Source organism: Kitasatospora sp. NPDC059648 (genome assembly GCF_042734825.1).
Taxonomy (GTDB): Bacteria; Actinomycetota; Actinomycetes; order Streptomycetales; family Streptomycetaceae; genus Kitasatospora.
In genome coordinates this window covers 152,212-173,661 of the sequence record NZ_JBHWDU010000006.1, presented here as the reverse complement: position 1 = coordinate 173,661, position 21,450 = coordinate 152,212, and the positions used below count along the sequence as shown (strand labels likewise).

At 71.2% G+C, this 21,450-nt stretch carries 18 protein-coding genes; 9 read left to right on the top strand and 9 right to left on the bottom strand.

Annotation, left to right across the window (positions count from 1 at the left end; translation table 11 throughout):
- Positions 1 to 56 precede the first annotated feature (56 nt).
- The 9 genes from ACFV1W_RS06580 to rpmH all read right to left on the bottom strand — a co-directional run bounded on the left by ACFV1W_RS06580 (position 57) and on the right by rpmH (position 6,781).
- Positions 57 to 674 carry a GNAT family N-acetyltransferase gene (locus tag ACFV1W_RS06580; protein WP_380413698.1) on the bottom strand — a complete coding sequence of 206 codons (618 nt, stop codon included), beginning with the start codon at positions 672 to 674 and terminating at the stop codon, positions 57 to 59.
- A gap of 130 nt (positions 675 to 804) precedes the next feature.
- Positions 805 to 1,875 (bottom strand): ParB/RepB/Spo0J family partition protein, encoded by a 1,071-nt coding sequence (locus tag ACFV1W_RS06575; RefSeq protein ID WP_380413697.1) that lies wholly within the window; start codon positions 1,873 to 1,875, stop codon positions 805 to 807.
- Entirely contained in the window at positions 1,872 to 2,822 is a 951-nt protein-coding gene (locus tag ACFV1W_RS06570; RefSeq protein ID WP_380413713.1) for a ParA family protein, read from the bottom strand. The genes ACFV1W_RS06575 and ACFV1W_RS06570 overlap by 4 nt, the downstream gene beginning before the upstream one ends.
- A 286-nt stretch (positions 2,823 to 3,108) precedes the next feature.
- Positions 3,109 to 3,954, bottom strand: a complete 846-nt coding sequence (gene rsmG, locus ACFV1W_RS06565) for a 16S rRNA (guanine(527)-N(7))-methyltransferase RsmG (RefSeq protein WP_380413695.1) — start codon at positions 3,952 to 3,954, stop codon at positions 3,109 to 3,111.
- Between the two features lie 159 nt (positions 3,955 to 4,113).
- The gene (locus tag ACFV1W_RS06560; protein WP_380413694.1) at positions 4,114 to 4,644 is read right to left on the bottom strand and encodes a protein jag; all 531 of its coding nucleotides are present in this window, start codon (positions 4,642 to 4,644) and stop codon (positions 4,114 to 4,116) included.
- A gap of 83 nt (positions 4,645 to 4,727) precedes the next feature.
- Complete coding sequence (gene yidC / locus ACFV1W_RS06555; RefSeq protein WP_380413693.1) at positions 4,728 to 5,882, bottom strand: membrane protein insertase YidC; 1,155 nt, start codon at positions 5,880 to 5,882, stop codon at positions 4,728 to 4,730.
- Positions 5,883 to 5,885: 3 nt separating this feature from the next.
- Positions 5,886 to 6,200 (bottom strand): membrane protein insertion efficiency factor YidD, encoded by a 315-nt coding sequence (gene yidD / locus ACFV1W_RS06550; protein ID WP_188307180.1) that lies wholly within the window; start codon positions 6,198 to 6,200, stop codon positions 5,886 to 5,888.
- Positions 6,197 to 6,625: a ribonuclease P protein component gene (rnpA, locus tag ACFV1W_RS06545; RefSeq protein WP_380413691.1), complete on the bottom strand. Its 429-nt coding sequence runs from the start codon at positions 6,623 to 6,625 to the stop codon at positions 6,197 to 6,199. Before rnpA ends, yidD begins: the two co-directional genes overlap by 4 nt.
- Positions 6,626 to 6,643: 18 nt before the next feature.
- Complete coding sequence (gene rpmH / locus ACFV1W_RS06540) at positions 6,644 to 6,781, bottom strand: 50S ribosomal protein L34 (RefSeq protein ID WP_030059672.1); 138 nt, start codon at positions 6,779 to 6,781, stop codon at positions 6,644 to 6,646.
- 352 nt (positions 6,782 to 7,133) lie between these two features.
- On the opposite strand from rpmH, the gene dnaA reads away from it, so the two are divergent.
- The 9 genes from dnaA to ACFV1W_RS06495 all read left to right on the top strand — a co-directional run bounded on the left by dnaA (position 7,134) and on the right by ACFV1W_RS06495 (position 21,436).
- On the top strand, positions 7,134 to 8,927 hold the full coding sequence (gene dnaA / locus ACFV1W_RS06535) for a chromosomal replication initiator protein DnaA (RefSeq protein ID WP_380413689.1): 1,794 nt from the start codon (positions 7,134 to 7,136) through the stop codon (positions 8,925 to 8,927).
- A 952-nt stretch (positions 8,928 to 9,879) separates the two neighbouring features.
- A complete protein-coding gene (dnaN, locus tag ACFV1W_RS06530; protein ID WP_360242831.1) occupies positions 9,880 to 11,010 on the top strand; it encodes a DNA polymerase III subunit beta in 1,131 nt (376 codons plus the stop codon).
- 190 nt (positions 11,011 to 11,200) lie between these two features.
- Positions 11,201 to 12,076, top strand: a complete 876-nt coding sequence (gene gnd, locus ACFV1W_RS06525; RefSeq protein WP_380413687.1) for a phosphogluconate dehydrogenase (NAD(+)-dependent, decarboxylating) — start codon at positions 11,201 to 11,203, stop codon at positions 12,074 to 12,076.
- 53 nt (positions 12,077 to 12,129) lie between these two features.
- A complete protein-coding gene (gene recF / locus ACFV1W_RS06520; protein ID WP_380413685.1) occupies positions 12,130 to 13,263 on the top strand; it encodes a DNA replication/repair protein RecF in 1,134 nt (377 codons plus the stop codon).
- Positions 13,264 to 13,421: 158 nt separating this feature from the next.
- Entirely contained in the window at positions 13,422 to 13,961 is a 540-nt protein-coding gene (locus ACFV1W_RS06515; RefSeq protein WP_380413683.1) for a DUF721 domain-containing protein, read from the top strand.
- A gap of 269 nt (positions 13,962 to 14,230) precedes the next feature.
- Positions 14,231 to 16,249 (top strand): DNA topoisomerase (ATP-hydrolyzing) subunit B, encoded by a 2,019-nt coding sequence (gene gyrB, locus ACFV1W_RS06510; protein WP_380413681.1) that lies wholly within the window; start codon positions 14,231 to 14,233, stop codon positions 16,247 to 16,249.
- Positions 16,250 to 16,380: 131 nt separating this feature from the next.
- The gene (gyrA, locus tag ACFV1W_RS06505) at positions 16,381 to 18,912 is read left to right on the top strand and encodes a DNA gyrase subunit A (RefSeq protein WP_380413711.1); all 2,532 of its coding nucleotides are present in this window, start codon (positions 16,381 to 16,383) and stop codon (positions 18,910 to 18,912) included.
- A gap of 148 nt (positions 18,913 to 19,060) precedes the next feature.
- Positions 19,061 to 19,804: a DUF3566 domain-containing protein gene (locus ACFV1W_RS06500; protein ID WP_380413679.1), complete on the top strand. Its 744-nt coding sequence runs from the start codon at positions 19,061 to 19,063 to the stop codon at positions 19,802 to 19,804.
- Positions 19,805 to 20,062: 258 nt separating this feature from the next.
- Positions 20,063 to 21,436: a class I SAM-dependent methyltransferase gene (locus tag ACFV1W_RS06495; RefSeq protein ID WP_380413677.1), complete on the top strand. Its 1,374-nt coding sequence runs from the start codon at positions 20,063 to 20,065 to the stop codon at positions 21,434 to 21,436.
- Positions 21,437 to 21,450 lie beyond the last annotated feature (14 nt).

Genomic DNA, 21,450 nt, shown 5'->3' with positions numbered 1-21,450 from the left:
TCCCCACTCGGGGAGCCCCGCCGCCGTTCTGCGGCACCACCGTTCCGCGGCGCCGGTCAGAACGGCCGCAGTGCCGGCTCCTTCCGCCCGCCGCCGAGCAGCCGCTCCAGCGCCCCCTCCACGTCTCCGCGCCAGAACAGGGTGGTCCGGGCCTCCAACCGCAGCCTCGGGTAGCGCGGGTGCGGCCGTACGGTCTTGAAGCCGACCGCGAGCAGGTGGTCGGCCGGCAGCACGCAGCTGGTCGGCACCCGGCCCGCCGAGCCGAAGGCCTCGATCGCCCGCACCCCGCGCCCCAGCAGGTCCTTGGCGACGGTCTGCACCAGCACCCGGCCCAGCCCCTGCCGCTGGTAGCCGGGCAGCACCCGGCTGACCATCAGTTGAACGGCGTCCGGCGAGACCGGGCTGGTCGGGAAGGACTGGGAGCGGGGCACGTACGCGGGCGGCGCGTAGAGCACGAAACCGGCCGGCTGGTCGTCCACGTAGACGATCCGGCCGCAGGACCCCCACTCCAGCAGCACCGCGGAGATCCACCCCTCCTTCTCCAGCTCCGGCTTCCCCGACTCCACCGCCTCCTTGGCGCTGACCGGGTCCAGCTCCCAGAACACGCAGGAGCGGCAGTCCGTCGGCAGGTCCGCGAGGTTGTCCAGCGTCAGCGGAGCGATCCGGCGTCCCATGGCCCGTACCTCCTCCTCCCTCTCAGGGTCGAGCATTCCCCCACGAACGCCGATGGGTGCATGTTTCACGTGAAACAGCGCTCACGTGGCACATGCACCCATCGGGTCGTCGCCCTCGGTCCGGACGGGCTCAGCCCTGCGACAGCCGCAGACCGTCCTCGCCCGGGGCCATGCTGTCCAGGATCCGGTTGAGGTCCTCCACCGAACCGAACTCCAGCACCACCTTGCCCTTGCCCAGCTTGCCGCCGCGCTGCGACACCTCGACCTTGACCCGGGTGTCGAAGCGGTCCGACAGCCGGCTCGCCAGGTCGTTGAAGGCCGGGGAGATGAGCTTGCCCGCCTTCGGCGTCTGCCGCTTCGCCTCCTGCGGCTCCTCCGTGCGCATCAGCAGGACGATCTCCTCGACGTTGCGCACCGTGAGGCCCTCGGCGATGATCCGGGTGGCCAGCTTCTCCTGGGCCTCGGGATCCGTCAGCGGAAGCAGCGCCCGCGCGTGCCCGGCCGCCAGCGTGCCGGCCGCCAAGCGACGCTGGACGGACGCCGGGAGCTTCATCAGCCGCAGCGTGTTGGAGACGTGCGCGCGCGAGCGGCCGATCCGGTCGGCCAGCTCCTCGTGGGTGCAGGAGAAGTCCCGCAGCAGCTGGTCGTAGGCGGCCGCCTCCTCCAGCGGGTTCAGCTCCGCCCGGTGGAGGTTCTCCAGGAGGGCGTCCAGCAGCAGCTTGTCGTCCTCGGTGGCCCGGACGATCGCCGGGATCCGCTCCAGGCCCGCCTCACGGGAGGCCCGCCAGCGGCGCTCGCCCATGATCAGCTCGTAGCGCCCGGCCTCGACCTGGCGCACCACGATCGGCTGGAGCAGGCCCACCTCCTTGATGGAGGCGACCAGCTCGGCCAGCTTGTCCTCGTCGAACACCTCGCGCGGCTGGCGCGGGTTGGGGGTGATCACGTCCAGCGGCAGCTCGGCGAAGGAGGCACCGGGGACCGGCGCCGGCTGCTCCGGCCGCCGCCCGACGGCCGCCCGGGCCGCCACCGTGGCGCGACCGCCCGGCAGCACCGGCACCGAGGCCGGCGACGTCGCGCCGGTCGGCGCCACCGAGGCCGGCGCGGGCGTGGCCGCGACCGGCTGCGCCGCCCCGCCGTCCGCCGGCGCGGCCGGGCCGATCAGCGCCCCCAGCCCTCGTCCGAGACCCCTGCGACCACTCACTGATGACCCTCCGTCGTACCGTGCTGTGCCACCGGGGCGCCGTGCCCCGTACCGCTGCCGCCCCGCTGCTGGCCCACCAGCGAGCCGCCGCCCTGGCCGACCGCGCGCAGCGCGAGCTCGCGGGCGGCCTCCAGGTACGACAGCGCCCCGGTCGAACCCGGGTCGTAGGTCAGCACCGTCTGCCCGTAGCTGGGCGCCTCCGAGATGCGGACCGAGCGCGGGATCGCCGTGCTCAGCACCTCGTTCTGGAAGTGGGTCCGGACCTCCTCGGCGACCTGGGCGGCCAGCCTGGTCCGGGCGTCGTACATGGTGAGCAGGATGGTCGAGACGTGCAGCGCGGGGTTGAGGTGCGCGCGCACCAGCTCGACGTTGCGCAGCAGCTGGCCGAGGCCCTCCAGCGCGTAGTACTCGCACTGGATCGGGATCAGCACCTCCTGGCCGGCCACCAGGGCGTTGACCGTCAGCAGGCCCAGCGAGGGCGGGCAGTCGATCAGGATGTAGTCCAGCGGCTGCTCGTAGGCGGCGATGGCACGCTGCAGCCGGCTCTCCCGGGCCACCAGCGAGACCAGCTCGATCTCCGCGCCGGCCAGGTCGATGGTGGCGGGCACGCAGAAGAGCCCCTCGACGTCCACGACCGGCTGGACCACGTCGGCCATGGGCTTGCCCTCGACCAGGACGTCGTAGATGGACGGCACCTCGGCGTGGTGGTCGATGCCGAGGGCGGTGGAGGCGTTGCCCTGGGGGTCGAGGTCGACCACCAGGACGCGCAGCCCGTGCATGGCCAGTGAGGCCGCCATGTTCACGGTGGTGGTGGTCTTCCCCACCCCGCCCTTCTGGTTGGCGACCACGATCACCCGGGTGGCGGCGGGCCGGGGCAGCCCCTCCCCCGCTCGGCCGATCGCCTGAACCGCAGCCTGGGCAGCCCGTGCGATGGGCGTGTCATCGATCTGGTCGATGGTCTCCGAGTCCTGCATGGGGCTCAGTGTTTCACGTGAAACCGGAGCGGCAACAGTCGCCGCCCGGAAGAGGCCGAGCCCGCGGCGGGGCCGCCAATCGAAGCTGTCGGAGAGCAAGGAGCGACGTTTCACGCGAAACACCATGCCCGCTATGTCGGAAATCTGACGTTGCGACACTCCGATGTCCGACTGTCGGCCCGCCCGTCACCTGAACGACGCGGGCGGACGGTTCCCCTTCGAGGAGGACCGTCCGCCCGTCGTAGCGGCTGTTCCGGGGTCAGCGGGCGCGGCGCCGACCGCCCCGGCCGGCGGTGCCGTTCCTGGCGCCGGCGTTGCGACCGGCCCGGGCCACCTTGGCGCGCCGGGTCGCGGCCTTCACGCCGCCGGGGCTCTCCCCCGCCTTGACCTGGACCACCCGGGTCGAGGTCTCCAGGGTGCCCTCGCCGACCGAGATCACGGTCCACTCGACGGCGCCCAGCTTGGCCAGCCCGGCGCGCGAGTCGGCCAGCTCCTGCTCGGCGCTGTCGCCCTTGAGCGCCAGCATCTGCCCGTGCGGGCGCAGCAACGGCATGCCCCAGCCGGCCAGCCGGTCCAGCGGCGCCACCGCCCGGGCGGTCACCACGTCCACCGCGAGCTTGCCGACCATCTCCTCGGCGCGGCCGCGCAGCACCGTGACGTTCTCCAGCGCCAGCTCCCGGACGACCTCCTCCAGGAAGGTGGTCCGGCGCAGCAGCGGCTCCAGCAGGGTCACCGAGACGTCCGGACGGGCCAGGGCCACCGGGATGCCGGGCAGGCCGGCACCGGAGCCCACGTCGCACAGGGTGGACCCGGAGGGCAGCAGTTCGGCCAGCACCGCGCAGTTGAGCACGTGGCGGTCCCACAGCCGGGGCACCTCGCGCGGGCCGATCAGCCCGCGTCGGACCCCCGCGGTCGCCAGCAGCTCGGTGTAGCGGACGGCGGCGTCGAAGCGGTCGCCGAAGACCTCCCGGGCGGCGGCCGGCGCCTCGGCCAGCACGTCCAGCTCGGGCGCCTCGGACGTCTCGGCCGCCTCGGCGGCCCGCCCCTCGGCGTCAGGGTTCACGTCCGCCCCCGGACGGCCGGCGGCCGCGCTCTCCGTGTCCATCTCGACCTCTCCGATCTCCGGATCCACCGACCCGCTCAACGCACTGTTTCACGTGAAACATCCCAGAAGGAACAACGACCCCGCCCGCACGAGGCGGACGGGGTCGCGTCCGGTAAGGCTCACCGGCCGCCGCGGCGACCGGTCATCGATCCGCCGGCCTCAGACCGGCAGCACGACCACGCACCGCTGGGGCTCTTCGCCCTCCGACTCGCTGCGCAGACCGGCGGCCGCGACCGCGTCGTGGACGACCTTGCGCTCGAACGGCGTCATCGGCCGCAGCTTGACCTGCTCGCCGGTGCTCCTGGCCTGCTCGGCGGCCTCGGCGCCGAGCGCGGCCAGCTCCTCGCGCTTGCGGGCCCGGAAGCCGGCAATGTCCAGCATGAGGCGGCTGCGCTCACCGGTCTCCCGGTGGACAGCCAACCGGGTCAGCTCCTGCAGGGCCTCCAGCACCTCGCCGTCCTGGCCGACCAGTCGCTGCAGCGCGCGGTCGTTGCCGTCGCTGACGATGGAGACCAGGGCGCGGTCGCCCTCGACGTCCATGTCGATGTCACCGTCGAGGTCCGCGATGTCGAGCAGACCCTCCAGGTAGTCGGCCGCGATGTCACCCTCCTGCTCCAGGCGGGTGACGAGATTCTCGTCCGCGCCGGCGGCGGCCTCGGTCTCGACGGCGGAGGTGGTGCCTTCCGTCACTGATGGACTCCTTCGGAGATGGGCCCGGCTGGCGGGCGGGGAACGAAGCTCTTCGCAGCTGCCACAACGAGGCCAGGGGCCGGTCAGGACTTCTTCTTCGGCCGCTGGCCGCCGCGCTTGGGCTGCTGCCGGGTGCCCTGCTTGGTGCCGCCGGGCTTGGCCACGGTCTGCTTGCCGGCTGCCGGCTCGGCGCCGGAGTCGGTCGCGACGGGCTCCTCGGAGGGCTGCTCGACCGGGGTGCTCTCGCTCGGCTCGGCCGCCTGGGCGGCACCGCCGTGCTGGCGCTGGGCCTTGGTCTGGCGGCGGGGCTGCTGGCGGCTCGCCCGGACCGAGTCCTCGACCACGGTGGCGGCGGAGGCCGCCTCGGCGATGGCCGCCTTGGACGGGGGCAGCATGCCCCAGAGCGCGCCCTTGATCTCCGTACCGTCCGCGCGCAGGCGGCCGGCCTTCTTCAGACGCGCCTGGCGCTCCTGGAAGGCCTTGCTGCCCGGGGTCGGGTTGTTGCGGATGACGACCAGCTGCTGGCCCATCGACCAGACGTTGGTGGTCAGCCAGTAGACCAGGACACCCACCGGGAAGTTGATGCCCATGACGGCGAACATGACCGGGAAGACGTACATCAGCATCTTCTGCTGCTGCATGAACGGCGTCTTGACCGTGAGGTCGACGTTCTTGGTCATCAGCTGGCGCTGGGTGACGAACTGCGACAGCGACATCATGATGATCATCACCGCGGTGACGATCTTGACGCTGGTCTCGGGGCTGCTGACGAAGGTCGCGGAGAGCGGGGCGCCGAAGATGTGCGCCTTGCCGGCGCTCACCAGCAGGGAGCCGTGGATCACACCGATGTCGTGGTGGTTGGCGACCTTGGACAGCACACCGTAGAGGGCGGTGAAGAACGGCGCCTGGACGATGATGGGAAGGCAGCTGGAAAACGGGTTGGTACCCGCATCCTTGTACAGCTTCATCATCTCTTCGGACTGGCGCTGCCGGTCGTTCTTGTAGCGCTCCTGGATGGCCTTCATCTTCGGCTGGATCGCCTGCATGGCCCGGGTCGCCTTGATCTGCTTCACGAAGAGCGGGATCAGGCAGATCCGGATGACGACCACCATCGAGGCGATGGCCAGACCCCAGGCCCAGCCGCCGTCCGGATCGAAGACGTGGCTGTACAGCGAGTGGAACTGGACGATGATCCAGGACACCGCCGTGTAGAGGGGACTCAGAAAACCGAAGGTCACCGGTCAGACTCCTTGGACATCGGGCTTCGCCACCGGCTCCGGCTCGGCGGTCCCGCTCTTGGGGCTCAGCAGATCACGCAGCCGGCGGTGCCACACCGGGTGCTTGCGCGGCGGAACGTGGTCCACCCCGCCGGGCGACCAGGGGTTGCAGCGCAGGATGCGCCAGACGGTCAGTCCGCCGCCCTTGACCGCTCCGTGCACCTTGACGGCCTCGTAGCCGTAGTGCGAGCAGGAGGGGTAGTAACGGCAGACCGGACCGAGCAGTGGGCTGATGGTCCACTGGTAGACCCTGATCAGACCCATCAGCAGGTACTTCATCGCCCTGCTCCCGTCGGCGCCGTTGCGGCGGGCTCGGCCCTCAGCAGCCGCTTCAGCGCCGCGTCCAGGTCACGTTCGAGGTCCTGGTACGAGGCGGTCGCGGCCTGGGGCAGCGCACGCACCACTATCAGGCTACCGGCGGGCAGCCTGGACAGACGATCACGGACGAGATGGCGCAACCGGCGCTTGACCAGATTGCGAACGACCGCCGGGCCAACGGCCTTGCTCACGACGAAACCCGCACGCGCCGAAGGAGTCCCCTCGGCGACGTGCGGGCGGGAGTCGCTGGTCCGGTCGGTCTGCCCCTGCGGGTCACCGTCTCTGCTGAGATGGACGACCAGAAGGGGCCGGCCGGCCCGGCGACCGCGTTTCACCGCGGTCGCGAAGTCCTGGCGCCGCCGCAGCCGATTCTCGGAGGGCAGCACAACAGACTCTGGCGTGGATCAGGCGGACAGGCTGGCGCGGCCCTTGCCACGGCGGGCAGCCAGGATGGCGCGGCCGGCGCGGGTACGCATACGCAGCCGGAAGCCGTGGGTCTTCGCGCGACGACGGTTGTTCGGCTGGAAGGTGCGCTTGCTCACTCGGGGGCTCCTGAGGTGAATCGTAGGATGACGGGGGGTCGCTTGGCCGTCACCGTGCGTCCGCGTGATCTCCCCTGATTCGGAAATCCGGCCCATCGCCCCAGTTCGGCTGGGGTCTGAGGCAATCCACGGCGCCCGTGCTGCGCGCCTTATGGAGCGGGTGGACCCGCGGACATGCGGCAGCGGCCATCGACAACTCGACCTGGTTACGGTACGCGGGACGGGGCGCGAGGGTCAAACCAGCCCTCGGGAGGCCACTTACCCACAGCCTGTGGACAACGACTTGATCCGTCCCTGTTCGCTGACTACCGTTGCAGAACTTGTCTGGTTTGTTCTTGGAAAGCGTGCACCAGTGGCTGATGTCAACAGCGACCTCGTCCCGGTCTGGGCGAGGGTCGTCGAGCGGCTGGTCAGCGACCCCGACGTCGGGGAGATGGACAAACAGTGGGTGCAGCGCACCCAGCCGATGTGGATGATGCACGACACCGCCCTGCTGGCGACCCCGAACGAGCGGGCCAAGCAGGTGCTGGAGGGGCGGCTGCTGCCCCAGTTGACCGACGCGCTCAGCCGCGAGCTCAGTCGTCCGGTCCGGATCGCCGTGATGGTCGACGCCAACGCCGTGCCCACCGCACCCGTCGCCCAGGCCCCCACCGAGCCGTACCCGGGCCCGGCCGAGGAGGACCAGGGCTACGGCGACCAGGGCTACCAGCAGCAGCCGTACGAACAGGACTACGAGCGCCCCCGCTACGACACCGGCGGCTACGAGCACCGCCCCGCGCCCTACGGCGCCCAGCCGGCCCAGCCCTGGCCCGGCTACCAGGAGCCCCAGGCGCCGTACCACGAGCCCGAGGAGCCCGCGCCCCGCCCGGCGCCGCGGCCCCTGCCCAGCCCGCCCTCCACCACCCAGGGCGACCTCTTCGGCGGCGCGTACGGCCCCGGTCCCGGCGAGCAGCCGCGCACCGGCGCGGGCCGACGCGGACACGGCTCCCGGCTCGCCGGCGGCCGCCCGGCCGAGAAGGCCGCCCCGGAGCGGTCCGCCGAGCGCCCCGCCGTCCCCGGGGTGCCCGCCCCGCCCGGCGCTCCCCCGGCCGGCGGCTCGCGCAAGGACGAGCCGGCCGCCCGGCTGAACCCCAAGTACCTGTTCGACACCTTCGTCATCGGCGCCAGCAACCGCTTCGCGCACGCGGCGGCGGTGGCGGTCGCCGAGGCCCCGGCCAAGGCGTACAACCCGCTCTTCATCTACGGCGAGTCCGGGCTGGGCAAGACCCACCTGCTGCACGCCATCGGGCACTACTCGCGCAGCCTCTTCCCGGGCACCCGGGTGCGCTACGTGTCCTCGGAGGAGTTCACCAACGAGTTCATCAACTCGATCCGGGACGGCAAGGCGGACACCTTCCGCCGCCGCTACCGGGACATGGACATCCTGCTCGTGGACGACGTCCAGTTCCTGGCGAGCAAGGAGTCCACCCAGGAGGAGTTCTTCCACACCTTCAACACCCTCCACAACGCGAACAAGCAGATCGTCCTCTCGTCGGACCGGCCGCCCAAGCTGCTGACCACGCTGGAGGACCGGCTGCGCAACCGCTTCGAGTGGGGCCTGATCACCGACGTCACCCCGCCGGAGCTGGAGACCCGGATCGCGATCCTGCGCAAGAAGGCGATCCAGGAGCAACTGAACGCTCCCGCCGACGTGTTGGAGTTCATCGCGTCCCGGATCACCCGCAACATCCGGGAGTTGGAGGGCGCGCTGATCCGGGTCACCGCCTTCGCCAACCTCAACCGGGCTCCGGTGGACCTGGAGTTGGCCGGGATCGTCCTCAAGGACCTGATCCCGGGCGGGGACGAGGACGCCGGCCCGGAGATCACCGCGCAGGTCATCATGCAGCAGACCGCCGCGTACTTCGGCCTGGGCGTGGACGACCTCTGCGGTTCCTCGCGCAGCCGGGTGCTGGTGACCGCCCGCCAGATCGCCATGTACCTGTGCCGGGAGCTCACCGACCTGTCGCTGCCGAAGATCGGCGCGCAGTTCGGCGGCCGAGACCACACCACGGTGATGCACGCGGACCGCAAGATCCGCTCGTTGATGGCCGAGCGGCGCTCCATCTACAACCAGGTCACCGAACTCACCAACCGCATCAAGAGCTAGTCGGCACCACCGAGTCGGGCCCGTCGGCCCGCCGGCCGGAAAAGGGCGTCAGGAGCCATCCTGACGCCCTTTTCGCATCCCCGAAGGTGTGCGCCGGACCCCGGCCGGGCAGGGATCGGGCAACGGACGGCCCACCAGTCCACAGCCCGCGCCGAACAACTGACCGGTGACTCGAAAACCGAGGGCGCGCAGGGCAGTTGTCCACAGGACGGGCGCCTTCTGCACGGTCCACAGGCTGGGGAGTCCGGAGTTATCCAGAATTCGTCCACAGGCTCGTCGCCGCTACGCTCTTCCGCGCAGGTCAGGTGCCTGTGGACTTGTGCACAACGGTTATCCACAGGGTGTGGACAATTGACGGGCCGCCAGTGGGCCGTTCGGGTTATCCACCGGTTGTCCCCAGGGCCGGGGCGGTTATCCCCAGGTTGTCCACAGCGGGGTCCACAGTTCGACAACCGTGAGCTGCCGTTCATACCCTGGTGTGAAAGGCGTCACGAAAAGTTGACCGGCGCCCGTGGATAACCGGGCCCGGATCTGGGGACAGTCCTGGGGATAACCTGTGGATACCCAGCGTGCCCTGTGGGTAACGCTCGGCTGTCCACAGCGCGGCCTGCCCGTCCACAGCCGCCGTCCACACGCACTGTGGACAAAATCCGGGCGTTGACCTGCGGAAACGGGGTTATCCACGGTTTCCACAGGCCCTACTACTACCGCTACACAGATAGACCGTGAACCTGCTTTCAAAGTGGGTGGGCCCGAAATCTGTGGACAGCCGCTCCCCGACACCTGTTCGGGTTCGCTTCCGCCCGTCTGCCCCGTCTGTCGGCGGAGTACGTCAGACTGTCCTTGGCGACTGGAAGCGGAGTGGCAGAGCTCGGCGGACAGGCGGACCGACGATCAAGATCAGACGAACCAGAGTGCGAGCGGGAGCGCTCGATCCAGGAGGCGGTTACCGGTGAAGTTCCGGGTGGAGCGTGACGTCCTCGCGGAGGCGGTGGCCTGGGCTGCTCGCAGCCTCCCGGCACGGCCGCCGGTGCCGGTGCTGGCCGGCCTGCTGCTGACCGCGCAGGAGGGCAGCCTGGCGCTGTCCGGCTTCGACTACGAGGTCTCGGCCCGGGTCGAGCTGGAGGCGGACGTCGAGGAGGCCGGCACCGTCCTGGTCTCCGGTCGCCTGCTCAACGACATCTCGCGCAACCTTCCCAACAGGCCTGTGGAGATCTCCACCGACGGCCAGCGGGTCAGCGTGGTCTGCGGCAGCTCCCGCTTCACCCTGCCGACCCTGCCCGTGGACGAGTACCCGGCGCTGCCCCAGATGCCGACCGCCACCGGCACCGTCTCCGGCGACGTCTTCGCCTCGGCCGTCAGCCAGGCCGCGGTCGCCGCCGGCCGGGACGACACCCTGCCGGTCCTCACCGGCGTCCGGGTCGAGATCGAGGGCGACCGGATCACCCTGGCCGCCACCGACCGCTACCGCTTCGCCGTCCGCGACCTGCTGTGGAAGCCCGAGCAGTCGGACATCTCCGCGGTCGCCCTGGTGCCCGCCAAGACCCTGCAGGACATCGCCAAGTCCCTGGGCAGCGGCGACACCGTCTCGATCGCGCTCTCCTCGGGCGGCGCGGGCGAGGGCCTGATCGGCTTCGAGGGCGCCGGCCGCCGGACCACCACCCGGCTGCTGGAGGGCGAGTTCCCCAAGTTCCGCAGCCTCTTCCCGACCGAGTTCAGCGCGGTCGCCGCGATCCAGACGCAGCCCTTCCTGGAGGCGCTCAAGCGCGTCTCGCTGGTCGCCGAGCGCAACACCCCGGTCCGGCTCAACTTCGAGCAGGGCGTGCTGACCCTGGAGGCCGGTTCGGGCGACGACGCCCAGGCCACCGAGCGGATCGAGGCCGACCTGGAGGGCGACGACATCTCGATCGCCTTCAACCCGGGTTACCTGGAGGAGGGCCTCAAGGCCATCGACTCCCCGTTCGCCCAGCTGAGCTTCACCACCCCGACCAAGCCGGCCCTGCTCAGCGGCAAGGTCTCGGTGGACGCCGAGGAGGACAAGGCCTACCAGTACCTGATCATGCCGGTCCGCCTCTCCGGCTGATCCCTCCGCTCGGGCCGGGTGCCGACCCGCCGCGGTCACCCACAGGCTGTGCACACCCGCTGTGCACAGCCTGTGGACGTCTCCCCCGGTCGGCCCGACCGCGCGGAGCCCGTAGCGGTCGGAAGCGTAGGCTCGGGGAGTGCGGCAACGGCGCCGCCGCCAGGCACGTCCCCACAGTAAGGATTTGGTCATGGAGCTCGGCCTCATCGGTCTCGGCAAGATGGGCGGCAACATGCGCGAGCGGATCCGCCGCGCCGGCCACACCGTCGTCGGATACGACCGCAACCCGGAGATCTCCGACGTCGAGAGCCTGCAGGAGCTCGTCACCAAGCTCCAGGGCCCGCGCGTGGTCTGGGTGATGGTCCCGGCGGGTGCCGCGACCCAGGCGACCGTCGACGAGCTGGCCGAGTTGCTCTCCCCCGGCGACGTGGTGGTCGACGGCGGCAACTCCCGCTGGACCGACGACATCAAGCACGCCGAGGCGCTGGCGGCCAAGGGCATCGGTTTCGTCGACTGCGGCGTCTCGGGCGGCGTCTGGGGCCTGGAGAACGGCTACGCGCTGATGTACGGCGGCGACGCCGAGCACGTCGCCCGGGTGCAGCCGGTCTTCGACGCGCTCAAGCCCGAGGGCGACTTCGGCTCGGTGCACGCGGGTGCTGTGGGCGCCGGCCACTTCGCCAAGATGGTCCACAACGGCATCGAGTACGCGATGATGCAGGCCTTCGCCGAGGGCTGGGAGCTGCTGGAGGCCGCCCCCGAGGTCACCGACGTGCGCGAGGTCTTCCGCAGCTGGCAGGAGGGCACCGTCATCCGCTCCTGGCTGCTGGACCTGGCCGTCCGCGCCCTGGACGAGGACGAGCACCTGGACAAGCTGCGCGGCTGGGCCGCCGACTCCGGCGAGGGCCGTTGGACCGTCGAGGCCGCGATCGACCACGCCGTGCCGCTGCCGGCGATCACCGCCTCGCTGTTCGCCCGCTTCGCCTCCCGCCAGGACGACTCGCCGCAGATGAAGATGATCGCCGCGCTGCGCAACCAGTTCGGCGGCCACGCGGTCGAGTCGAAGTAGTCCACGCGGTTCTCCACAGGTCTGTTCACAGAAGGCGAGCGCAGTCCACAGCCATGCACGTCGCGCACCTGTCGCTCGCCGACTTCCGGTCGTACGCCCGGGCCGAGGTTCCCCTCGACCCGGGCGTGACGGCCTTCGTCGGGCCCAACGGCCAGGGCAAGACCAACCTGGTCGAGGCGATCGGCTACGTCGCCACCCTGGGCAGCCACCGGGTCGCCACCGACGCCCCGCTGATCCGGCTGGGCGCCGAACGCGCGGTGATCCGCACCTCGGTGGTGGACCGCGGCCGCTCCACCCTGATCGAGCTGGAACTCACCCCGGGCAAGGCCAACCGGGCCCGGATCAACCGCTCCGACAACGTCCGCCCGCGCGACGTGCTGGGCCTGCTGCGCACCGTGCTGTTCGCCCCCGAGGACCTCAGCCTGGTCAAGGGCGATCCGGGCGAGCGCAGGCGCTTCCTGGACGAGCTGCTGACCGCCCGCGCGCCCCGGCTGGCCGGGGTCCGCCAGGACTACGAGCGGGTACTCAAGCAGCGCAACGCCCTGCTGAAGACCGCCGCGATGGCCCGCCGGGCCGGCGGCGGCAAGGGTGCCGACCTGTCCACCCTGGAGGTCTGGGACGGCCATCTGGCACGTGCCGGAGCCGAGTTGACGGCCTTCCGGATCCAGCTGGTGGCCGCCCTGCAGCCGCTGGTGACGGCTGCTTACGGCCAACTGGCCCCGAACGGCGGCGAGACCGCGCTGGAGTACCGCAGCTCCTTCGAGGGCGAGCTGCCGACCAGCCGCGAGCAGGCCGAGGAGCAGCTGCTGCAGGCGCTGCAGGCGGTCCGCAAGCAGGAGGTGGAGCGCGGGATCACCCTGGTCGGCCCGCACCGCGACGAGCTGGTGCTCAAGCTCGGCCCGATGCCCGCCAAGGGCTACGCCAGCCACGGCGAGTCCTGGTCGTTCGCGCTCGCGCTGCGGCTGGCCTCGTACGAGCTGCTGCGCGCGGACGGCGGTGAGCCGGTGCTGATCCTGGACGACGTGTTCGCCGAGCTGGACGCCGCCCGGCGGGACCGGCTGGCCGAGCTGGTGGCCGGCGGCGAGCAGGTGCTGGTGACCGCGGCGGTGGCCGAGGACGTGCCGAAGGCGCTGGCGGGCGCCCGGTTCGCGGTCTCCGACGGGGCCGTCCGCCGGATCGACGCCTGATCCCGTCCGCCGGCCCGCACCGCACCGGCAGCGCGTACGCACCCGCGACCCGTCACCCGTGACCTGCGGCACGGCACGCGCCGACGCCCGGCGTCCGTGCGCTCCCGTAGGCTGGACGGCTCATCGGGTTGTCCACAGGCTGGGGAAAGGAGATCGCCGTGAGCGAGTCGGCGGAGACCTCCCCCGGCCCCGGCGCCGCCGCGCCCACCGGGGCCGACCTCGCCCGGTCCGCCCTGCGGGCGGCCCGCGCCCAGGCCCGTCAGCGCGGTGAGCAGGTCCAGCAGAAGCGCGAGGCGAAGCGGCACGGGCTGCGCAGCGGCGCCCGCTCCGACGGTCGCGACCCGGTGCCGCTGGGCGCGGCGCTGAACCGGCTGCTGACGGAGCGCGGCTGGGAGTCCTCGGCCGCGGTCGGCGGGGTGATGGGGCGCTGGCCGCAGATCGTCGGCCCGGACATCTCCGCGCACTGCCATCCCTCCTCCTACGACGAGGCGGACGCGGTGCTCACCGTGCAGTGCGACTCCACCGCGTGGGCCACCCAACTGCGCTGGCTGGTGCGCCAGTTGGTTGCCCGCCTGAACCACGAGCTGGGCCACGGAACGGTCCGGACCATCAAGGTGCTCGGCCCGGCCGCGCCGGTCCGCGGGTACGGCCGGCTGCGCGCGCCCGGGAGCAAGGGCCCGGGCGACACCTGGGGCTGACCCCCGCCGGCGCCGTTCGGTCCCGGGCCGGGATCGGACCACGATCTTCCGGAACCCCTGACGGCCCTTCCAGGCGCCTCAGGCCCCCGGGTCGAGTATCGGGACACGTGCAGAGGGGATTCAGGGCGGCGTATCTGCCTTCAAGGGCTGCCAAACGCCCATCTCTGTCAGTCGTACCGGTAGACTGAAAGCCAAACACTGTTGCTAGTGGCAACCGAGTCGAAACGCCGTGGTCGCACGCTCGCCCGCCCGGGGCGGGATTGCGGCCCGTGCTGTGCCAGAGAGGGCGCTTCGTGGCCGATTCCGGCAACCCCAGCCAGACCCCAGACCAGACCACCGACCAGGCTTCCTACACCGGTAGCAACATCCAGGTGCTGGAAGGCCTCGACGCCGTCCGCAAGCGCCCCGGCATGTACATCGGCTCCACCGGTGAGCGCGGCCTGCACCACCTGGTGCAGGAGGTCGTGGACAACTCCGTCGACGAGGCGATGGCCGGGTACGCCGACACCATCGACGTCACGATCATGGCCGACGGCGCGATCCGCGTCGTCGACAACGGCCGTGGCATCCCGGTGGACATCGTCCCCGGCCAGGACAAGCCCGCCGTCGAGGTCGTGCTCACCGTCCTGCACGCGGGCGGCAAGTTCGGCGGCGGCGGCTACGCCGTCTCCGGCGGTCTGCACGGCGTCGGCGTCTCGGTCGTGAACGCGCTGTCCACCCGGCTCTCGGTGGAGATCCACAAGGACGGCAACATCTGGACCCAGGACTACAAGATGGGCGCGCCGACCGCCGCCCTGGTCAAGGGTGCGGAGACCGACCGCACCGGCACGACGGTGACCTTCTGGGCCGACCCGGACATCTTCGAGACGACGGTCTACTCCTTCGAGACGCTCTCCCGGCGCTTCCAGGAGATGGCCTTCCTCAACAAGGGCCTGTCGATCTCGCTGACCGACGAGCGCCCCGAGCACGTGGACGAGGAGGGCAAGCCGCTCACCGTCACGTACAAGTACGACGGCGGCATCGCCGACTTCGTCGCCCACCTCAACTCCCGCAAGGGCGAGGTCATCCACCCCTCGGTGATCGACTTCGAGGCGGAGGACAAGGACAAGGCGATCTCGGTGGAGATCGCGATGCAGTGGAACTCCTCCTACACCGAGGGTGTCTACAGCTTCGCCAACACCATCCACACCCACGGCGGCGGCACCCACGAGGAGGGCTTCCGCGCGGCGCTGACCGGCCTGGTCAACCGCTACGCGCGCGACAAGAAGCTGCTCCGCGAGAAGGACGACAACCTCTCCGGCGAGGACATCCGCGAGGGTCTGACCGCGATCATCTCGGTCAAGCTCGGCGAGCCGCAGTTCGAGGGCCAGACCAAGGACAAGCTCGGCAACACCGAGGCGAAGACCTTCGTCCAGAAGGTCGTCAACGAGCACCTGAACGACTGGCTGGACCGCAACCCCAACGAGGCCGCGGACATCATCCGCAAGTCCATCCAGGCCGCCACGGCGCGCGTCGCCGCCCGCAAGGCCCGCGACCTCACCCGCCGCAAGGGCCTGCTGGAGTCCGCCTCGCTGCCGGGCAAGCTCTCGGACTGCCAGTCCAAGGACCCGTCCGAGTGCGAGATCTTCATCGTCGAGGGTGACTCCGCCGGCGGCTCGGCCAAGCAGGGCCGCGACCCGCGCACCCAGGCCATCCTGCCGATCCGCGGCAAGATCCTGAACGTCGAGAAGGCCCGGATCGACAAGGTGCTGCAGAACACCGAGGTCCAGGCGCTGATCTCGGCCTTCGGCTGCGGCATCCAGGAGGACTACGACGACTCCAAGCTGCGCTACCACAAGATCGTGCTGATGGCCGACGCCGACGTCGACGGTCAGCACATCCGCACCCTGCTGCTGACCCTGCTCTTCCGCTTCATGCGGCCGCTGGTCGAGTCCGGGTACGTCTACCTCGCCATGCCGCCGCTGTACAAGATCAAGTGGGGCAAGGACGACTTCGAGTACGCCTACTCCGACCGCGAGCGCGACGCGCTGATCGCCGCCGGGGTCGAGGCCGGGCGCCGGCTCCCCAAGGACGACGCGATCCAGCGCTTCAAGGGCCTCGGCGAGATGAACGCCGAGGAGCTCCGGGTCACCACCATGGACGCCGAGCACCGGCTGCTGCTCCAGGTCACCCTGGAGGACGCCGCCCGCGCCGACGAGCTGTTCTCCGTGCTGATGGGCGAGGACGTCGAGGCCCGCCGCTCCTTCATCCAGCGCAACGCCAAGGACGTCCGCTTCCTGGACGTGTGACGCCTGCACCCCAGGCCCCGCACGTACCAGTCCGCGTGAAAGGAAACTGACCACCAGTGGTCGACGACAACCGTCCCGAAGGCGACCAGCCCGAGACCCCCGAGGCCGCCGAGGCCACCGCCCAGGCGACGATGCGGATCGAGCCGGTCGAGCTCGAGACCGAGATGCAGCGCTCGTACCTCGACTACGCCATGAGCGTGATCGTCAGCCGGGCGCTCCCCGAGGTCCGCGACGGCCTCAAGCCGGTGCACCGCCGCGTGCTCTACGCGATGTACGACGGCGGGTACCGGCCCGAGAAGGGCTACTACAAGTGCGCCCGCGTCGTCGGCGACGTGATGGGCAACTACCACCCCCACGGTGACACCTCGATCTACGACACCGTGGTCCGCCTGGCCCAGCCGTGGTCGATGCGGATGCCGCTGGTGGACGGCAACGGCAACTTCGGCTCCCCGGGCAACGACCCGGCCGCGGCCATGCGCTACACCGAGTGCAAGATGATGCCGCTGGCCATGGAGATGATGCGCGACATCGACGAGGAGACCGTCGACTTCGCGCCCAACTACGACGGCCGCTCGCAGGAGCCGACCGTCCTGCCCGCGCGCTTCCCCAACCTGCTGGTCAACGGTGCCACCGGCATCGCGGTCGGCATGGCCACCAACATCCCGCCGCACAACCTCCGCGAGGTGGCCTCCGGCGCGCTCTGGTACCTGGAGAACCCGGAGGCCTCCGCCGAGGAGCTGCTGGAGGCCCTGATCGAGCGGATCAAGGGCCCCGACTTCCCCACCGGCGCGCTGATCGTCGGCCGCCGCGGGATCGACGACTACTACCGGACCGGCCGCGGCTCGGTCACCATGCGGGCGGTGGTCGAGGTCGAGGAGATCCAGGGCCGCCAGTGCCTGGTGATCACCGAGCTGCCGTACCAGGTCAACCCGGACAACCTCGCGCTGAAGATCGCCGACCTGGTCAAGGACGGCAAGATCGCCGGCATCGCCGACGTCCGCGACGAGTCCTCGTCCCGCACCGGCACCCGCCTGGTGGTCGTGCTCAAGCGCGACGCGGTCGCCAAGGTCGTGCTCAACAACCTGTACAAGCACACCGAGCTGCAGACCAACTTCGGTGCCAACATGCTGGCCCTGGTCGACGGCGTGCCGCGCACCCTGTCGCTGGACGCCTTCATCCGGCACTGGGTCAACCACCAGGTCGAGGTCATCGTCCGGCGCACCACCTTCCGGCTGCGCAAGGCCGAGGAGCGCGCCCACATCCTGCGCGCGCTGCTCAAGGCCCTGGACGTGATCGACGAGGTCATCGCGCTGATCCGGGCCTCGGCGAGCGCCGACGCCGCCCGCACCGGCCTGATGGGCCTGCTGGAGATCGACGAGCTCCAGGCCAACGCGATCCTGGAGATGCAGCTGCGCCGCCTGGCCGCCCTGGAGCGCCAGCGGATCACCGACGAGCACGACGAGCTGCAGCGCAAGATCGACGAGTACAACGCGATCCTCGCCTCGCCGATCCGCCAGCGCGAGATCATCTCCGAGGAGCTCGCCGCGATCGTCGAGAAGTACGGCGACGACCGGCGCTCGACCCTCATCCCCTCGGACGGCGACCTCTCCATCGAGGACCTCATCGCCGAGGAGGACATCGTCGTCACGATCACCCGTGGCGGCTACGTCAAGCGGACCCGCTCCGACCTCTACCGCTCGCAGAAGCGCGGCGGCAAGGGTGTGCGCGGCGCCCAGCTCAAGCAGGACGACATCGTCGACCACTTCTTCGTGACGACGACCCACAACTGGATCCTGTTCTTCACCAACAAGGGCCGGGTCTACCGCGCCAAGGGCTACGAGCTGCCGGACGCCGGCCGCGACGCCCGCGGCCAGCACGTGGCCAACCTGCTGGCCTTCCAGCCGGAGGAGCACATCGCGCAGGTGATGGCCGTGCGCACCTACGAGGACAAGCCGTACCTGGTCCTCGCCACCCGGGCCGGCCTGGTGAAGAAGTCCCCGCTGAAGGACTACGACTCCCCGCGCTCCGGCGGCCTGATCGCGATCAACCTGCGCCAGGACGAGGAGGGCCGGGACGACGAGCTGATCGGCGCCGAGCTGGTCTCCGCCGAGGACGACCTGCTGCTGGTCTCCAAGAAGGCCCAGTCGATCCGCTTCACCGCGACCGACGACGCGCTGCGGTCCACCGGCCGTGCCACCTCCGGCGTCAAGGGGATGGCCTTCCGCGAGGACGACGAGCTGCTCTCGATGAACGTCGTCCGTCCGGGCACCTACGTCTTCACGGCCACGGACGGCGGGTACGCCAAGCGGACCGCCGTCGACGAGTACCGTGTCCAGGGACGCGGCGGCTACGGCACCAAGGCGGCGAAGATCGTCGAGGGCCGGGGCTCCCTGGTCGGCGCGCTCGTGGTCGACGACACCGACGAGATCATGGCGATCACCCTCTCGGGCGGGGTGATCCGCACAAGGGTTTCCGAGGTTCGTGAAACCGGACGTGACACCATGGGCGTCCAACTGATCAACCTCGGAAAGCGCGACGCGGTCGTGGGCATGGCCCGCAACGCGGAGGCCGAGGACGACGAGACGGCGGAGGACGAGGTCACCGAGTCCACCGAGACGGCCGAGGGTGCGGGGACGGCGGTCGGCGGCGACGCCGAGGTCTGAACCGAACCGCAGACCGGTGCCGCCGCGTCCACAGGAGTGGGCGCAGCGGCACCGGACGCCGACCAGCACCGGGCAAACCCGCCGGGCGCTGGATGACGAGTGACGGACCAGGGCGGCGCCGCCCTGGTGGGAAGTGCGGGAGGACCAGGTGAGTGGAGCCACGGGTGCTGCGGGAGGACCCTCCGGCGGCCGTCCGGGCGCGCAGGGCGGGGGTTCGTACGGCGGCGTGCCGGGACAGCCCCCGACCGAGCACTCGGCCGCGTCCACCTCGCTGATGCCGCCGGTCGGCGGAGCCGGCCAGAGCGGCGCGACCTACGGGGGCCAGACCCCGTCCGGCGGCCAGGGCGCCGGCCAGAGCGGCTTCTCGCAGCCGACCACGTACGCCAAGGGGCAGCCGACACCGGCCCGGGGCACCCGGACCGGCGGCAACACCCCGCCCGGCGGCACCCCCGTCCCCGGTGCGGCGCGCCGCCCCTCCGGCGGGCCCGCGACCGTCGGGGGCGGCCTCGGCCGCACCCGCAAGGCCCGGCTGCGGGTCACCAAGGTCGACCCGTGGTCGGTGATGAAGGTCAGCTTCCTGCTGTCGCTGGCCGTCGGCATCATCATCATCGTGGCCTCGGCCGTGCTGTGGATGACCCTGGACTCGCTCGGCGTCTTCGACTCGCTGACCAAGACGCTCAAGGACGTCACCGGTGGCGGCGCGGACAACGCCAGCAGCCAGCTCAACCTGATGGACTACATCGGCTTCGGCAAGGTCATGATGTTCACCACGCTGATCGCCGTGGTCGACGTCGTCCTGCTGACCGCGCTGTCCACGCTCTCCGCGTTCATCTACAACGCGGCGGCCGGCTTCACCGGCGGCGTCGAGCTGACCCTGGCCGAGGAGGACTGATCCCGGCCGGATCCTGACCGCAGGTCAGTTCCCCGTCCGCGGAAGGAATCCACGGGCCCCGCAGGCTGTTGCAGCCTGCGGGGCCCGTCGGCATTTCGGGTGACAGCCGGCCCCCGCGGCGTGCCGCCCGGAAACGGGCGACCCGCCGTGGGTTTAGCTGGACGCCGCCCGTTCCCGCGCCTGGGAGTGCCGCAGGCCGCCCCGGTCGGTCGACCGGGTCAGACGAGGTTCCGCAGGACGGCTGGACGGAGGCGCGCGGTGGCGAAGCTCGCAGGTCAACTGGTGGAGGCCCTGGACGGGCTGTTGGGCATCCCGATCCCGTTGCGGGTGCAGGCGTGGGACGGCAGCGTCGCCGGGCCGCCCGGCGCGCCCACGGTGGTCCTGCGCAACCGCCGGGGGCTGCGGCGCCTGCTCTGGCAGCCGGACGAACTGGGCCTCGCCCGGGCCTACGTCGCGGGGGACCTGGAACTCGCCCCCGGCGGCGACCTGTACGAGACGCTCTCCGCGGTCGCCCGCTTCGCCGAGCTCCCGGAGATCCGCACCATGACCCTCGGGCCGCGCGACGTCCTCGGCGCCAGGGGCCGCCGGGTGCTCGCCGCCGCCCTGCGGGCCGGGGCCCTCGGCCCGGAGCCCACCCCGCCCCCGGAGGAGGTCCGCAGGGCCCGTGGACGGCTGCACAGCCGCGGCCGGGACCGCGCGGCCATCAGCCACCACTACGACGTCGGGAACGACTTCTACGGCCTCGTGCTGGGCTCGTCCATGGTCTACTCGTGCGCCTACTGGACCCCCGAGGCGAAGAGCCTGGAGGCCGCCCAGGAGGCCAAGCTCGACCTGATCTGCCGCAAGCTGGGCCTGCGGCCCGGGATGCGGCTGCTGGACGTCGGCTGTGGCTGGGGCTCGCTGCTGCTGCACGCGGCGGAGCACTACGGCGTCACCGCGGTCGGGGTCTCGATCTCCAGGGAACAGGTCGCGCTGGCCCGGGCGCGGGTCGAGGAAGCCGGCCTGGCCGGCCGGGTCGAGGTCCGGCTCCAGGACTACCGGGAGATCGTCGACGGGCCCTTCGACGCGATCTCCAGCGTCGGCATGGCCGAGCACGTCGGCTCGGAGCAGTACCGGGTCTACGCCGACGGCCTGTACCGGCTGCTGGCGCCCGGCGGCCGGCTGCTCAACCACCAGATCGCCCGCCGCCCCGACCACCCGGGTGAACCGCACCGCACCAGCCCCTTCATCGACCGCTACGTCTTCCCGGACGGCGAGCTCTCCCCGGTCGGTTCCACCGTGGCCCGGCTGGAGGAGGCGGGATTCGAGGTCCGGGACGTCGAGTCGCTCCGCGAGCACTACGGGCTGACCCTGCGCGAGTGGGTGGCCAACCTGGAGGCGCACTGGACGGAGGCGGTCCGGCTGGTCGGCATCGGCCGCGCCCGGGTCTGGCGGCTGTACATGGCCGCCTCCGCGCTCGCCTTCGAGCAGAACCGGATCGGCGTCAACCAGGTCCTCGCCGTGCGCAGCACCGAGGACGGCGCGGCGGGCCTGCCGCCGACCCGCGAGGAGTGGCTGGTCCGCCCGGCCGCCGGGGCCACTGCCGCGACCCCGGCCGGAACGGATTTGGGAGATCGGCGGTCGGTCCGCTAATCTTTCAGTGCGGC

Coding starts and splice junctions, on each gene's coding strand:
- yidD (WP_188307180.1), bottom strand. CDS start 6,200: ATGAAGTACCTGCTGATGGGTCTGATCAGGGTCTACCAGTGGACCATC.
- gnd (WP_380413687.1), top strand. CDS start 11,201: ATGGAGCTCGGCCTCATCGGTCTCGGCAAGATGGGCGGCAACATGCGC.
- gyrA (WP_380413711.1), top strand. CDS start 16,381: ATGCGGATCGAGCCGGTCGAGCTCGAGACCGAGATGCAGCGCTCGTAC.
- ACFV1W_RS06580 (WP_380413698.1), bottom strand. CDS start 674: ATGGGACGCCGGATCGCTCCGCTGACGCTGGACAACCTCGCGGACCTG.
- recF (WP_380413685.1), top strand. CDS start 12,130: ATGCACGTCGCGCACCTGTCGCTCGCCGACTTCCGGTCGTACGCCCGG.
- rsmG (WP_380413695.1), bottom strand. CDS start 3,954: ATGGACACGGAGAGCGCGGCCGCCGGCCGTCCGGGGGCGGACGTGAAC.